We start from the raw sequence: 15211 nt of genomic DNA, 5'->3' as shown, positions 1-15211 counted from the left end.
CGTTATCACCGATACCTTGAAACCCTCCCGAAACAGACGACCCGTCTTGTACTTTTTTAATTCCTCTTTTTTTGATTCTTCTTCCATAGTTGACATGTTTTGTGTCAACTTATTTCAGGATTTGACCTTTTGCTGACTCGTGTCGGTTCCGAGGCGACTCGTGTCCAACAAGCAAAGAATCAGGTTCAGAACAAATCTGGAAACCGAAAACTTTGAAACCAATATCACGACAATCCAAAAAAATGGATAAATCCATTTCGTGCACTGTGTTCCCATTCATAACCCACGGTTTAAACCGTGGGCTATGATGGGCGATAAAACCCAATTCCCAAAACCATTTCAATGGTTTTCAAAACAGGAAGCAAGCAATCCGCCGCCGCAAATTCAAGACCTGTCAAGTTTCAAAAACCTAGCAGGTCTTCCCAAGCGAAACGGGCAACAAAAAACCGGACCCTTTCGGGTCCGGCCTGTGTTTAAGTTCTTTTTAGGGCTCACCTTGCTATTCTATGGATGGGGAATTTGTGCGCTTGCCTTGCTTCATGAAGCGCTTGCTCAGGTCTTCGTAGATCGCCTTTGCATCTGGGGCATTGACTTTCGCTGCCTGTTTGACGGATTGGTAATAGGTCAAGCCGGCTTTGTAGGCCTCCGAACCCGCAAGCATGGCCGTATCGCTGAGGTTGTCGCGAATCTGATCCATCATCCGCAGCAGCGGCAAAATACCCGAAAACACATCCCAATCTTTCTGCAACTCGCCAAGAATAACATAGGCGGGCAGGAATTGTGGGTTGCCGACGGCGTATTCCATGATCTTTTCCATAAAGGGCTCCGTGCCGTCGTTGACCTTGGGCAGGTCCTTGCGCTGCTCGGGTGTCAGTGCGACTACATAACGCGCCATGATGGTCTGGATTTGCTGCAGGGCAGCCTTCACGGCCTGCAAGTCATCAGGCGGAATGGTAATAGAAAGGTTGTTTTCCATAACATGGATGTTTAGAGGTGAAATAATATAACTGTGAGTGTACCGTACACTGAACAAAAGGTAGTTTTCAATTCTTGAAAAAGCAAGCTTTCGGTGAAAAATATTTACAACCTTCGTTGCCATGACTACTTTTGACTGCGTTTCTTGATGGGAATATTGGATTTCAGTGACAGGCATGAGCAAACCGGGAATAATAAAGTAAATGACGGTTCGATTTAAGGAAATGGATAAATCCATTCCCGACTAGGTGTCCACTTCCATAGCCCACGGTTTAAACCGTGGGCTATGTGGACCGCCATGTATGTACTCAAAAAACCATTTCAATGGTTTTAACATAGCCGACACCAAAAGCAGGAACCGAGTCAAAAGCAGCTCCCCAAACTTTTATTCCCCTCCCCTTTTCGTTTTTTCCTTTCCTTGCCTATCTTGAAAAACCAATTAGTTTGACACCTATAGCAAAGCAACGTGTATGAGATCGACCAGCCTATTTTTCAAAAAATCCGAGGGCCGGCAGTTCGAGATGTGGTTTAACCTTATCTTCTCCGACATCCGTTTCCTGTCTTTTGTCTCAAGTATCTAGTCTCAAGTCTCCTGTCTCCTATGCCCCTTTTCCAGAATTCTGTCCTGAAGAAGTACCTAGCCCACCTAGACCCGGCGGCGGTTCAATCGGGCTATGCGGCCTACACGGCCTACTTCCACCATCCCCAAATCCGCGAAAACATCCGCAACGCCAAGGAGGAACAGTTTCAGGAGGGTTTTCTGCGAGAGCTTTTCGTCAAAATCCTCGGCTATACCATCAATCCCGAGCCGGATTTCAACCTGACCACCGAACTCAAAAACATCAAGGACTCCAAAAAGACCGACGGGGCCATCCTCAAAGACGGCAAGGCACTCGCCGTCATCGAACTCAAGGGAACCGATACCAAGGACCTGGACAAAATCCGTGATCAGGCCTTCAACTACAAAAACAACCAACCCGAATGTGTCTATGTCCTAACGAGCAACTTCGAAAGGATGCGCTTCTACATCGACAATGCGGTGGACTTTGTCGAGTTCAACGTCCTGGCTATGGCCGCGGAGGATTTTCGCCTGCTATGGCTGCTGCTGCACCGGGACCAACTCCTCGGCGGCATTCCCAAAAAGATCAAGGAAGAATCCCTCCTGGCCGAGGAACAGGTCACGAAGCAACTGTATGCGGACTACTCTGCCTTCAAGCAGGAACTTTGGCAGGATATGGTCGCCCACAATCCCGGGGAGGACGAACTGACGCTCTACAAGAAAAGCCAGAAACTCCTCGACCGCTTCCTGTTCATCTTCTTTGCGGAGGACAAGGGGCTGTTGCCGCCCAACTCGATCATGGAGATCGTCGCGCAGTGGAAACACCTCGGCGAGCTCGATGAGTACCGACCGCTGTATGAGCGCTTCCGCAAATACTTCGGCTACCTCAACACAGGTCGGGTGGTGCCGGGCAAAGCCGAAATCCACGCCTACAACGGTGGACTCTTTGCGCCGGATGCGGTGCTGGATGGACTCACGATCTCCGATGCCGTGCTGGAAAAGCACGTCCGAAAGCTGACCGAGTACGACTTCGAATCCGAGGTCGATACCAATATCCTCGGGCATATCTTCGAGCACAGTCTCAACGATATCGAGAACGTCCGTGCCCAACTTGCCGGACAGGAGGTGGATAAGTCCAAGACCAAGCGCAAGCGGGACGGTGTCTTCTACACGCCCAAGTACATCACCAAGTACATCGTGGACAATACACTCGGGCGGCTGTGCCGGGAGAAAAAGGAGGAAATCGAAATAGTGGACGAGGAATTTGCGCGCGGAAAGGTCTTCAAGACCAAGGAGGCGGAGCAAAAGCGTCGGGCCGAACTCAAGGAAAAACTGACGAACTACCGAAATTGGCTGATGCAGCTTGCCATCTGTGACCCTGCCTGTGGGTCGGGGGCTTTTCTGAATCAGGTACTCGAGTTCCTGATGGCCGAGCACCATTACCTGGACGAACTCGAGTCCATGCTCTTCGGTAGCTCGATCGTGTTCCCCAACGTGGAGAAGCATATCCTCGAAAACAACATCTTCGGCGTCGATATCAACGAGGAGTCCGTCGAAATCGCCCGCCTCTCCCTTTGGCTGCGCACGGCCAAGAAAGGGCGCAAACTCAGCAGCCTCAATGCCAATATCAAGGTCGGCAACTCACTGATAGATGACCCTACGGTGGCGGGAGACTTGGCATTCAACTGGGCTGAACAATTTCCGCAGGTCTTCGCCAAAGGGGGATTTGATGTGGTTGTGGGTAATCCGCCTTATTTGAGAGTTCAAGGATTACGAACCAATTTTGAAGAAGAGTCCAAGTTTTATGAGAAGCACTTTGCAAGCGCCACAGGTAGATTTGATATCTATGTCCTGTTTATCGAGAGAGCATTTTCTCTTATTTCTAAAAAAGGAAAAGTGAGTTTCATTCTACCTCACAAATTTTTGGTCAGCGACTTTGGATCTGGAATCAGATTGTTTTTGTCAAAAAATAAGGCGATTGAACTGCTTCTGCATTTTGGTTCCGAAATGGTGTTTCAGGACGCTTCTACCTACACTTGTATTCTGAATCTCAGCAAGGAAAATTCGGAATTCAAATATGCACAGGTAAATCCGAAAGAAATTTTTGATTCCATTGAATTCGGGAGCATAACATTTGACAGTCTAGATGGGGAAAAATGGAGTCTTCAAAATTCTGGCATTGAGAATATATTAAAAAAGCTCAACCAACAAAAATATAAGGCTATTGATGTTTTCCAATGGATTAGTCAAGGGGTTGTTTCGGTGGGAGATGATATTTTTCTGCTTAAAGGAAAAATCAATGGCAGTGAATTCACTGGCTTTTCAGATAGATTAGGTAAAGAAATAACAATTGAAGCTGATGTAGTAAAACCGCTTCTCAAAGGTGAAGATGTAAAAAGATATGCGCCTATTAGAAATGATTATTTTGTCGTTTATCCTCACGAGGAGGTTAATGGCAAAACTGTTCCATTTGAAGAAGAAGAATTCATAAAGCGGTATCCCAAAGCATACAGTTACATGCTGCCCTTCAAACAAGAGCTAATCGAAAAGAAAATTCGATATAAAACAAATCCAAGGGCTTGGTACAGCCTACACAGATCCAGAGAAATATCGCTATTCCAATCTCCAAAGATTCTAACTCCTGAAACCTCCCTAGGAGGCAATTTAACACTGGACAATGCTGGCTACTTTCACAATACTCAAGTTTACTTTTTACTTACAAAAGAGGATTTCGATTTGAATGATAAATATTTGCTCGGAGTTTTAAACTCTTCAGTTTTTTGGTTTTTTCTTCAAAACACTGGAGCAGTTTTGCGGGGTGGTTATTTCCGATTTAAAACGAAGTACTTGGAGCCTTTCCCTATCCCTGTGATAAACTATGATTTGCAATTGCCTATAGTTAATCTGGTGGATTCAAATTTGGAGGCAAATGTAAGGTTAGATTCTATTCTAAACTCATTTATTCAACTAACACGTTCGAAATTCTCCATCGACAAACCTTCCACCAAACTCCAAAACTGGCCTGAGTTGGATTTCAAGGGATTTTTGGGGGAGTTGGCCAAGGCGAAGGTGAAATTGAGTCTATCGGAGGAGGCGGAGTGGATGGCGTATTTCAATGAACAAAAAGCCAAAGCCCAAGCCCTCCAATCCGAAATCACCCGCATCGACAAAGAAATCGATGCCCTGGTGTATGAACTGTACGGCTTGACGGAAGAGGAAATTAGGATAGTGGAAGGAGGTGAATAAGGTTCAACCCCTTTGGGGTTGACGCGATCTCCTTACATATTCCGATCCCCCGGTGCAACCGGGGGCTATTGAGAAGTTAGACCACTTCGTGGTCAGGAAATACCTCGGTCACAAACCGGAAATCAATTCGGAATCAAACAGCATCCCATTACCCGAACCCAAAAACCGACCCTGAAAGGCCTGCCTGCCGCCATGGGCAGGGTCAAACTTCTGAATAGCCACGGGCCGCCGCCCGTGGATAAAAACATGCCCACCCCGATCCAGACGACCCCAAAGGGGTCGAACAGCTATTCAAACGAAACCCAACGTACCGCAAATCAATCCACCACAGGAACTTCCTCTCTGATGATCGTTTTCTTCTTCCGGAAATCCAAAGATTGAAAAAGTGTGATCCTGATGGAATTGATCGCTCGGGTTTCCCTGAGGTACGGTTGCTGCTGAAGAATAAGCTGGTAAAGTAGCGCCAGACTAGTGGTCTTTGTCGGCGAAATCAGTAGCCCCGCCAAAGTCCGGTTCTGGTCAAAAAGCATATAGCCAATGTCCTCTTGGTTGTGGATGAAAAACTCATTGGCCGCCTGCCAACGCAGCGATGTCTTCCTTTCCGGCTTTCGCGGAATAGGCCCATCCAACTGAATCAGGTAGCGGTATCTGTTTGTCAAGAAAACATCGGTTTCGCCTAAGCTCGCATCGGTAAACAGTTGCCGCCAACGGTGCTCGATCCGAATGCGGTGGGTGAAGTTGACTTTTCCTGAGCCGTGGTTGTACTGAACCTGTTCATAGAGTCGGTTCTCGTGTAGCCAAATCCGGTCCTGCTGGGATGCAAATGTGCCAAACCAAGCATATCCAGCAGTGATTCGAAACCCCGTATTGGTGTGGTAATTGATCCCCATACGGGCAGCGGTAAGGCTCGAATTGAGCGGCACGAGACCATTTGTCCGGTAGTTTAGATCAAAGCCATAGCTCCATCTGTCGGCAAATCTCCCGGTATGGTTGTAGGTAAACCACCACTGTGGCTTGTTGGACTGGGAAAAGGCTTGGGAAAAAAATAAGGTACTGAACAACAGGAAAAAAAAGAGGATTCTGGCGTTCGACAATTTCGCTACAAACATAAGGTTGAATTTAAAGCAAACTTTCCTTATCGCGAACTATTGAGAAAACAGCACCGCAAATCTTGGAGCAATCTTAGCCAGAATCCCTTTTTCACTTATTAACCCAAAACAAAAACGCGTCAAAATCATTTTCACCCTGCTTAAGTCTGCAGCGTGATGATATCTGATGTCTAGAAATATTCATTCAAGTTGAGGAATAATCCCTGCGCCCCATTGGCGCCAAAGCCATAGTCAAGACCGAGATTCACCCTTTTCTTTTCGTTGATCATAAACCTGAGTCCGCCGCCGTAACCGAACACGAAGTTGCTGAACAGGTTGATGTTCTCGGTTCTGCTGCTGGCTGTGGAAGTGTTGATGAACAGCACCCCACCCCATTTGTTCTTTTCTCTTTGCAATGGAAAACGCCATTCTGTCTCGGCATAGACCAAGTCCTCCCCTCTTATCCTTCCTTGCGTATATGGCCTTCCCGATCTTGCAAACATGTCCCATCCGATCGCAGGCAATGCCAAGTACGGCGATGTTCCGCTCGTCACAAACCAACCGTAGCCCCAGAAGGCCAATACATTTCGCGGGCGGGACTTGACCAGGTTCACATAGGTGCGGTACTCCATCCACAATTGGGAAGCACTGGTAGTACTGCCCAGAAACTTCGGAAATGCCCGCAAGGAAACCGCCGCCAACTGTCCCTCATAAGGATTTACGACATTGTCACGGCTATCAAAAGTTGCATTTGCCGAGAGACCGGATTGAGAATACTTATCCGTGGGAAGTCCCTTCATGCTTTGGTAGCGATAGTGGTGGGTAATCCGCTGAGGCTCGGCATCGAGGTCAAGCTGTCTGTCATCGATACTCCAAAAAACATCCAAATGATAGCCAACTCCATAAAACAGGTTGGTCTTTTTGTGACGCATTTGGACGGTTTGGTAAAGCCGGAAGTTGTTGAAATACATCATCTCCTGCTCTTGGAATGGAGGATAGGGATTGTCTGAGGGACCTTCGCCCCCTCCTACCAAAGTGCTCTTGTCAAGCACCGAACCTAGTCCGTAAGTCGGTTGCGCATTCAGATTGAAGCGGATATCTGTCAACAGGTTGAACTTATCCTCCTTCGTAAAGGCGTTGGCACGGACGGAGGTAAAAAGCTGATTCAAGGTCGTATAATACACACCGATCAATGCGGTGGAATTCCGGGTAGTCTCTTCCTCCCCCATATTCCAGTTGACACCGGGCAAAACCCCAAACAACACCCCTACGGTCGGATTGGTAGCGACTACCGGTAGGATATTGATGTCAACTTTCTTTTCTTTTTTTTCTGACGGCTCATTGGATTTCACTTCTTCTTGGGCTATGGATGCCAAGGAGGTAAAAAAAAGTGTGAGCAATAATGACACTATTCCAAAAGATTTTTTCATAAACCTATACGTTTGACTTTGATATCTATGAACGAATTTAGTCAATTTGACTTTTCTGAGATGGTCTACTTTGCACGCTTTTACTGAATATATGCGCTTATCCTGCGAAAGGAAGAAAAAAGCATCATTCATCTTCGGAAAATCCCTGACTCCAGAATTTGATTTCATCGGATAATCGAAATCGAATGATTGCCTTGCAAACAGTGCTTTGGAAAACAAAGCCTCCTCAGAGATAAACTCCGGGAGGCTTTGACATTGCTTTTTTTACACTGCTTGGGCCTTACCGCAAACTAGCGTATCAATTACGCCTCAGACAAGCGCCTTATTCCGGTGAATTTCTCGACAATTTTTCTGCCGAATAAGCATCCACATTTCCAACGGGTTCTCCACCGCGGATCTTCGTGCCAGGCATGATCGGAAAACGCGGATCGAAGGTCACCATCGCCGCGCCCAACTTGGCAAGGATAGATGGATCACCCTGTGTTTTTGCAGTTCCTTCTTTGATCATATCGCCCAATGTCTTAATGCCCATCATCGCCTTCTCGAGATCTTTTCGATTGATTGTGATCGTCAAATCTGGATTTGGCAGCAAATACCCTTGTATGTTAGTCAGCGTCTCATTACCCAATTCAACGGCGTACTTTTCACCATTATCCGGAGTTATCAAATTGACCTTATAGCTCATCCCACGGGTCTTACGACCATCCATACGGATCGCAAGGAAATCGAGGAACTGGCCTGTCGTCATCACCCGAATTACATCAGGACTACTGGTGCTTGGAATCGCCGAAGTCGGAATGTCATTCCTTAATTCGTAGGCAGCGGCAAGGAAGCTATTTCTTAATCCCGGATTCTCTTGTTGGTAACCTATTTGTTCAAAGGCATCAGCCAATAGGTCTTTTGCTTCCTGATTGTCTGGCTCGGCATACACGAGCCGGTTAAGTATCTCAGAGGCAAGCTTATATTTTCCTTCACCTATGAGTTCTCTACCCTTGGCCAATATCTTTTTTGCTCCGCCCATCATTTCAACATACAGAGGCGCAGATTCTTCTGGAGAAAGTGGAATCAAGTTGGTAGGATTCCCATCCCAATAGCCCAGAAAACGCTGTACTATTCCACGTGCATTGTTTGCTGCAGAACCATGGTAATCGCGTGAATGCCATGCGGTTTTTTGAAGACTTTGCGGCGGGGCATATACGTTGTGAATCTGGTTGATGGTCACCCCCTGATTGACATGGTGTAGGACTTGATTGTTAAGATGGGCATATGCGTCACGTGTATCACGCAAAACTTCCTGGATACGTTCGTTGCCCCAGCGTGGCCAATGGTGGGAAGCGAACATCACTTCAGCTTCTTTACCAAACATGTACAGCGTCTCATTGATGTATTTTGACCATCTCAAGGGATCCCTTACAGGTGCGCCACGGAGCGTGTAGATATTGTGCATTCCTTGTTGCACGTTCTCAGCCATCCACAAGGCTTTCATATCTGGAAGATAAGTATTCATCTCCGCAGGTGCCTCGGTGTCAGGAGTCAATTGAAAGATCATACGAACACCATCTACCATCACTTCCTCAATTGGCTTGGTGATCGACTTGGTGGGGGCAATCAATCCAACAGAGCCTCTAGATACCGCGTGGCCAAGTCCTTGAGTCACATAGCCATAGGGGCTTCTTGGAAGCAACATCCCATATTGATAAAAAAGGCGTCTGTTCATCGCATTTCCTGCAAACACGTTTTCCGATACCAGGTGATCCATGAAGCCATCAGGCGCAATGACCTGCACACGACCTGAAGCCACATCCTCATCGGTAATTAATCCACGCACACCACCCCAATGGTCTCCATGATTATGGGAATAGATTACAGTAGAAATCGGCAAACCCTCACCTACGTGCTCTTGGAAGAGCTTCCAAGCAGCACGGGCCGTCTCTGCACTGACCAATACATCGTAGGCAATCCAGCCTTTCTTTCCCCGAATGAAGGTTATTTGGGACAGATCGAAGCCACGCACTTGGTAGATTCCCGGAATGACTTCATAAAGACCATAATTCTGATTCAGCTTGGCGATACGGTGCAGGGAGGGGTGAATACTGTTGAACTGCTCCTTTTCGTCGATGAAGTTATAAGCATCCATATCCCAAGTTACGTGCCCTTGTTCTGCCATGATTTGGCGCTCCAACATCGCAGCGATAAAGCCCTTTTTGTTTTCATCAAAATCCCTTGTATCAGAAAACGGAAGCGTGTTCCTAGCTTCCTCCAGGATCTTTATGGTGTATTCCGAGGGCGGTTTCCCTTTAGGATCAAAGTGGTCACTTGCTGTTGCAGCTGATTCGCCGCCAGAGGTCTGTTCTTCTTTTCCTTGGCACATAAAAAAGGTCAGTGCAAGGATTGCAATGGAGATTTTCGAGTAAATACGCATGATGTTAGTTATTTGGAAATAAAATTTTTCGATTGCTAAAAATCTGATTCTCAAATCTAACCTCTAAAAATCCCTCAGCTAATGTGACAGCCGATTGATCCGACAATTTTTAATGAAAATGCGCGAGTTATCGTTTCTATCGGTCCTTTTTCTGGGATCTGATAAAATCCGAGGGAGCTATTCCCTTAAACTTCTTGAACGCCACTGAAAATGAATTTCTGTTGCTGAACCCGCAGAGATCCGCAAGTCCCTCCACTGTGTAATGATCGTATCTTCCCGATTCAATCATCCTACAACAGGCTTCTATCCTTTTTTGATTGATAAGCTCTGGAAAAGTAGTGTTGACCACATTGTTGATATACTGGGTGATTAAGTAAATCGGAACACCCGTGTCCTCCGCCAAATGATGAATTGCGTAACCATGTTTTAAAAAGCCCTCCTTATCATCAAGCGCTTCCCGAATTTTCTCAGCAATTTCATTGATCTTATCTCCACTCAGATTAAACTCCTTGGTTCTCTTTCGATACTCCAGGGGATTTTTGAATTCAGGCATTTGGGACTCCTTGTCCAAACCGTATAGAATCTTCGGAAAGAAAAGCAGTGTGAATGCCGTACCTACATTCAAGACCACAATCGAAAAATGTAGCAATTGAAAACTCATCCTAGGATCCACGATCCCAAACAGCAACAAAAATGGCAAAAACCCCATTGATTCGAAAAAGAGGAAAAAGCCTATCCAAAAAAACCACTCCTTATTTAAACTTGGTGCTGCATTCCTACGAAAGGACCTGATTACCAAAACGGTCGATGCGATCCAATAGGCCGTAAGTAAAGACGAACGCGCAAAATTGTAAAAATTGTCGGGAAAAAAACGCGATTGCGTGTAGGAGGTAAAGAGTACCGGATCAACGATTTCGGATCTTATCAGCTCCAGTTTTTCCGATGTTTCCAACATGAAAATCGGCCAAAAATCAACAATAAAAACCAGTGCGGGCAAAAAATGGACGAGGTCTGAGAAACGAAAGTGTTTGCCTGTTGTGCTCCCTCTAACATATAAATATGTGAAAGGAATAAATATCAATCCAACCAGGTTACCCGTTCGGTATAATCTTGGAAATTCCAAAAAGTAGCCCGTAATGACGAGCCAAATAATGAATGAAATATATCCGAGAAAGATGTAGATCAATCCCAAAACCAAATTGTTTGGGTTTTTTCTTAACCCAAAAAAAATCCCAATCAAACCAACCACAAAACCCAAAAACGTGGCAAACAAATAAATGGCATCCAAAAATGAAATGGGCATACTATGGGGGAAAATAAGCTGCTGTTCATTTCAAATCTAACAAAATTTAATGCAAAATTCTCCAAAAATCAGTTTTAAAACCGATCAAAGCCGAAAAAAAGTGCATGGATTAAAATTGATCTACTGCTGATTAGGCAATCAAAAAGGTTAGGAAAAAGCTTCCTTGTCCCGACTTGAATATGCTTTGTAAAATGCTGACGGTGCCATACCCTTGTGCTTCTTGAATGCCAGGGAAAAAGAATTTCTGTTGTTGAAACCACAAAGTTCCGCGAGACCTTCCACAGATAGGTGTGCGTATTTCCCGGATTTGATGATCTCACTACATTCCTCTACACGTTTTTGGTTGATGAGGTCCGGGAAAGTTGTCCCAAGGACTTTGTTGATGTAGATCGTGAGGATATACACTGGGAAACCCGTATCCTCGGAAAGGTCATGGATTGAATAACCATGCTTCAGATAATGCTTTTTTTGGCCCAAGACAAGTTCGAATTTGAGGCTAATCTCATCGATTTTCGCTGAAGAGAGGTTCTCCTGATGATCGCCTTTCGAAGGGGCCATATTCTTCTTTTGCTGAATGGAATAGGAGTTCAGGTCCAATCCATAGAGTATCTTGGGGAAAAAGAACAATGAAAATGCAGTCCCGAAAGTGAGTATGACAACAGTGAAAAAAACCAAATAAAAGCCAGTAAGGGAATCCACAAACCAAAAAACCAAAAAGAAGGGAAGGAACACCATGAGTTCCAACAGCAAGAAAACCACGATCCAGATATTCCATTCTTTGGAAAAATCATTTACCGGCTGTTTTTTCCAATTGCCCCACAACAAATAAACCGAGGCAAGCCAATAGCCGCAAAGGATGACTGACCTGACGGGCGTATAGAAATTATCGGGGAAAAAGCGGGATTGGGAATAAGTCGTAAACAGAAATGGGTCTGCAATTTCCTCCCTTATGAGAGCCACTTTTTCTGCGGTGCTGAGCATGTAAATCGGCCAATAATCCAAAAAGAAAACCAAAGCGGGCAAAAGGTGCAAAAGATCCCATGCACTTAACCACGCACCGGAAATCGTATTGCGTATGTACAAATAAACAATCGGGATAAACAAAAGTCCCATGAAGTTTCCCGTGCGGTATAAATGCGGGAAGTGAATGAAGTTCTGAGAAATCACCAGCCAAATGATGAACGACACATATGTCAAAATCAGAAATCCAATTCCCAAAAGTACATTTTGCCTGTTTTTCCGAAAGCCGTAAAAAATCAGTACCAGCCCAACCAAAAGGCCGACAAACATCGAAAAAAAATGGAACAGATCTAAAGCCAATATTTCCATAAACTAAAAAGGAAAATCATTTCAAAGTTTTGTTCATTTTACTTGAGTTGGAGATGACAATATTCCGGCAGCACTGCACCATGCTTACCAAAAATCGACACCAACTTTAGATACTTCTTTTAAATGGGTATAGTTGGAACTTATACTCGGATTTCAGGTAATCAATTTCGGATCAGATCATCGACACTAGGTTCAAGCTTAATCAATACTATGACATCATCGATTCAAACAAAACAAGTATTCTAGACTTGGCGTCAACAGTCTTTATTGAAGCCCCTTGTAGTACGCAGATGGAGAAACACCTTTGTGCTTTTTGAATGCAAGTGAAAACGAATTTCGGTTATTGAATCCGCATAAATCACCGAATCCTTCCGTAGCCAAATGCGGATACTTCCCGGACACCATCATTTTACAGCATTCTTCAACCCTTTCTTTGTTGATGAGATCTGGAAACGTGGTCAACAAGACGTTGTTGATATACAGCGTCAGCAAGTAACTGGGGATACCCGTATCGACAGAGAGGTCGCCGATGGTGTATCCGTGTTTGAGATATCTTTTTTCAATCCTAAGTGCGGTTTCGAGCTTCTTTTTGATTTCATCAATCTTTTTTTCCGAGAGCTGATCCAGGATATCGAGTTTGGATTTTCGCTTGGCGCGGTGCTCTTCAAACATCCTTTGGTCGAGGCCATAGAGGATTTTTGGAAAAAACAGCAATGAAAGACCGGTCCCCAGATTCAAAACAACATTTGAAATATGGGCCAAGTAATAGGCGGTAATTGGTTCGATTGCCCAATTCAATAACAAAGCCGGAAGAAAGACCATGGATTCGAACGCCAAAAAAATCTTTATCCAAACAAACCACTGCCTACCAAAACTCTGACTCGATTGGTGTTTGGCATGGCTGAAAACCAAATACACAGACAATGACCAATAAATAGCTACCAGAATCGACCGAAATGGGGTATAGAAGTCCTCATGGAAAAAGCTGGATTGGCTAAATTTCGTAAACAATGACGGATCAGATATTTCGGATTTGAGCAGGATGAGTTTTTGATCGACATCCAGGGTCAAAATCGGCCAGAAATCGATCAGAAAAACCAATGGGGGAAGAAAATGAAGCAGGTCCCAAGCTGAAAATGGCTTTTTCTTCACCTCACTTCTGATGTACAGGTACATCATCGGAATGAACAGCATACCGGTGAAATTCCCCGTCCTGTACAAATGCGGAAAATGCACGAAATAGCCCGTGGTAATCAGCCAGATAATAAAAGTGCTGTAGGTCAAAAGCAAAAAGTTGAACCCCAAAAAGGCATTGTTTCTTTTTCCCTTAAAACTGGAAACAATTAACAATAGCCCCACCAAATACCCAACAAACTGCGAAAAAAGGTAAAATATATTCTTCCAATCAAGGTAGATTTCCATAGCCAATCCTCGGTGATTCAAAGTATGAATTCGATTGTCAAGTTACCGATTTTTCGACATTCGAAGTATCGATGCCAATATTCCTAAAATATTCTCAAAAAAATATACAGAATACATACCGCACTGCAAATTCAAGGAAAGTATTCCTACATTTGGTGTGTTTTAAAATTATCAAACAACAGATTTCCCAGCATGAAATTACAATTACAGAGGTTCTTTTTGGGGATTGGCATGACGGCGATGCTCGCCTGTGCTCCTGAATTACCACAAGACTCCACCTCGCTTGACGTGGTCTATACCAATTACAATCCGGATTACAGTTTTGGCCAAGGAAGGACATTTGCGCTGCCCGAGAACGTAATTATACTCTCAGACGTGCCACCCGTACAAGGCCAACGTCCACCTTTCTTGGAATTTGCTACAGGCCGTTCGATCATCAATGCCATCAGGTCAAACATGGTCGCCAGGGGCTTTACGCCCGTCACCCAGTTTGATAACCCAGATTATGTGATATTGCCTTCCATGACAGACCAAAATGAATTGTTGTTCAGCTACAATTGGTGGTTTTGGGATTGGTGGATACCTAACTTGGGAACGAACCTTCGCTGGCAGTATCCTGGATTTCAGCCGGCAGTTGTGCAATCCGTAAGTACAGGATCCATTCTTTTACAATTCGTGGATATGAAAACCGCAGGAACCGGTGGACAAGTGGAAGTGAACTGGGTATCGGTGATCAATGGAGCCATCACGGGTTCCGCATCCAGTAACACTGACCGCGCAGTAATCGGTGTCAACCAAGCATTCACTCAATCTCCGTACATCAGAAGGTAATTAACATGAAATACCGTATACTATTCACTTTGGTTTTTTGCGTGGTTTCAGCCGGGGCATGGGCCCAAGGCATGATGATCAAAATCAACTATTCCCCAAGTATGCCACTTGGCAACACAGCAGACTTCACCTCCAACTTTAGCGGAAGGGGTGCTAATTTTGAGTTTCTCAAAATGTCCAATAATCGATTCGGTTTTGGAGTCGAGGCAGGTACCGTCAACTTCTATGAGGAAGTCCCTGACCAGTTATTGGAATCGGGCACGGTAACCGTACACGGCAACCAGTTCCGTTATATGAAAATGACGCCTCTGATGGCTTCTGCTATCTTCTTCTTCACAGAGTCAGGCCCCGTACGCCCTTTTGCATCTATTGCTGCGGGTCTTTCTATCAATACGAGGACCAGAAACATGGGGATTTTTGTCGAAAAAGTCGCCAATAACCAAATTGGATTCAGGCCTGAACTTGGTGCAGTATTCGAATTGAGTGATTATGTAGGGATCAAAGTTTCGGGCAAATACTACCAAACATTCGAAAATTCAGCCATGCCAAGCCAATCATGGTTGGGCTTCAATGTCGGTTTCGTGATGCTCAACTTCAACAATTGAT

At 45.0% G+C, this 15211-nt stretch carries 10 protein-coding genes; 3 read left to right on the top strand and 7 right to left on the bottom strand.

What is annotated here, in order from left to right:
• Positions 1-499: 499 nt before the first annotated feature.
• Entirely contained in the window at positions 500-976 is a 477-nt protein-coding gene (locus tag L0U89_RS12315) for a hypothetical protein (RefSeq protein WP_234861797.1), read from the bottom strand.
• 600 nt (positions 977-1576) lie between these two features.
• Between L0U89_RS12315 and L0U89_RS12310 the strand changes: the two genes are divergently transcribed.
• Complete coding sequence (locus L0U89_RS12310; RefSeq protein WP_234861796.1) at positions 1577-4780, top strand: Eco57I restriction-modification methylase domain-containing protein; 3204 nt, start codon at positions 1577-1579, stop codon at positions 4778-4780.
• 317 nt (positions 4781-5097) lie between these two features.
• Here the strand turns inward: L0U89_RS12310 and L0U89_RS12305 are convergent, their stop codons facing one another.
• From L0U89_RS12305 to L0U89_RS12280, 6 genes are all read right to left on the bottom strand, one after another.
• Complete coding sequence (locus L0U89_RS12305) at positions 5098-5889, bottom strand: DUF2490 domain-containing protein (RefSeq protein ID WP_234861795.1); 792 nt, start codon at positions 5887-5889, stop codon at positions 5098-5100.
• A 170-nt stretch (positions 5890-6059) separates the two neighbouring features.
• On the bottom strand, positions 6060-7298 hold the full coding sequence (locus L0U89_RS12300; protein WP_234861794.1) for a BamA/TamA family outer membrane protein: 1239 nt from the start codon (positions 7296-7298) through the stop codon (positions 6060-6062).
• Between the two features lie 322 nt (positions 7299-7620).
• On the bottom strand, positions 7621-9720 hold the full coding sequence (locus tag L0U89_RS12295; protein WP_234861793.1) for an alkyl/aryl-sulfatase: 2100 nt from the start codon (positions 9718-9720) through the stop codon (positions 7621-7623).
• Between the two features lie 136 nt (positions 9721-9856).
• Positions 9857-10675, bottom strand: a complete 819-nt coding sequence (locus L0U89_RS12290; RefSeq protein WP_234861792.1) for a helix-turn-helix domain-containing protein — start codon at positions 10673-10675, stop codon at positions 9857-9859.
• 495 nt (positions 10676-11170) lie between these two features.
• Positions 11171-12313 (bottom strand): helix-turn-helix domain-containing protein, encoded by a 1143-nt coding sequence (locus L0U89_RS12285; protein ID WP_234861791.1) that lies wholly within the window; start codon positions 12311-12313, stop codon positions 11171-11173.
• Positions 12314-12616: 303 nt separating this feature from the next.
• On the bottom strand, positions 12617-13774 hold the full coding sequence (locus L0U89_RS12280) for a helix-turn-helix domain-containing protein (RefSeq protein ID WP_234861790.1): 1158 nt from the start codon (positions 13772-13774) through the stop codon (positions 12617-12619).
• A 192-nt stretch (positions 13775-13966) separates the two neighbouring features.
• Between L0U89_RS12280 and L0U89_RS12275 the strand changes: the two genes are divergently transcribed.
• The gene (locus L0U89_RS12275) at positions 13967-14605 is read left to right on the top strand and encodes a DUF4136 domain-containing protein (RefSeq protein WP_234861789.1); all 639 of its coding nucleotides are present in this window, start codon (positions 13967-13969) and stop codon (positions 14603-14605) included.
• A gap of 5 nt (positions 14606-14610) precedes the next feature.
• Positions 14611-15210, top strand: coding sequence for a hypothetical protein (locus L0U89_RS12270; protein WP_234861788.1), 600 nt, complete (start codon positions 14611-14613; stop codon positions 15208-15210).
• Position 15211: the final 1 nt, after the last annotated feature.

This window comes from Mariniradius sediminis (assembly GCF_021491425.1).
GTDB classification, from domain to species: Bacteria; Bacteroidota; Bacteroidia; order Cytophagales; family Cyclobacteriaceae; genus Mariniradius; species Mariniradius saccharolyticus.
This window is presented reverse-complemented; position numbering and strand designations above follow the sequence as displayed.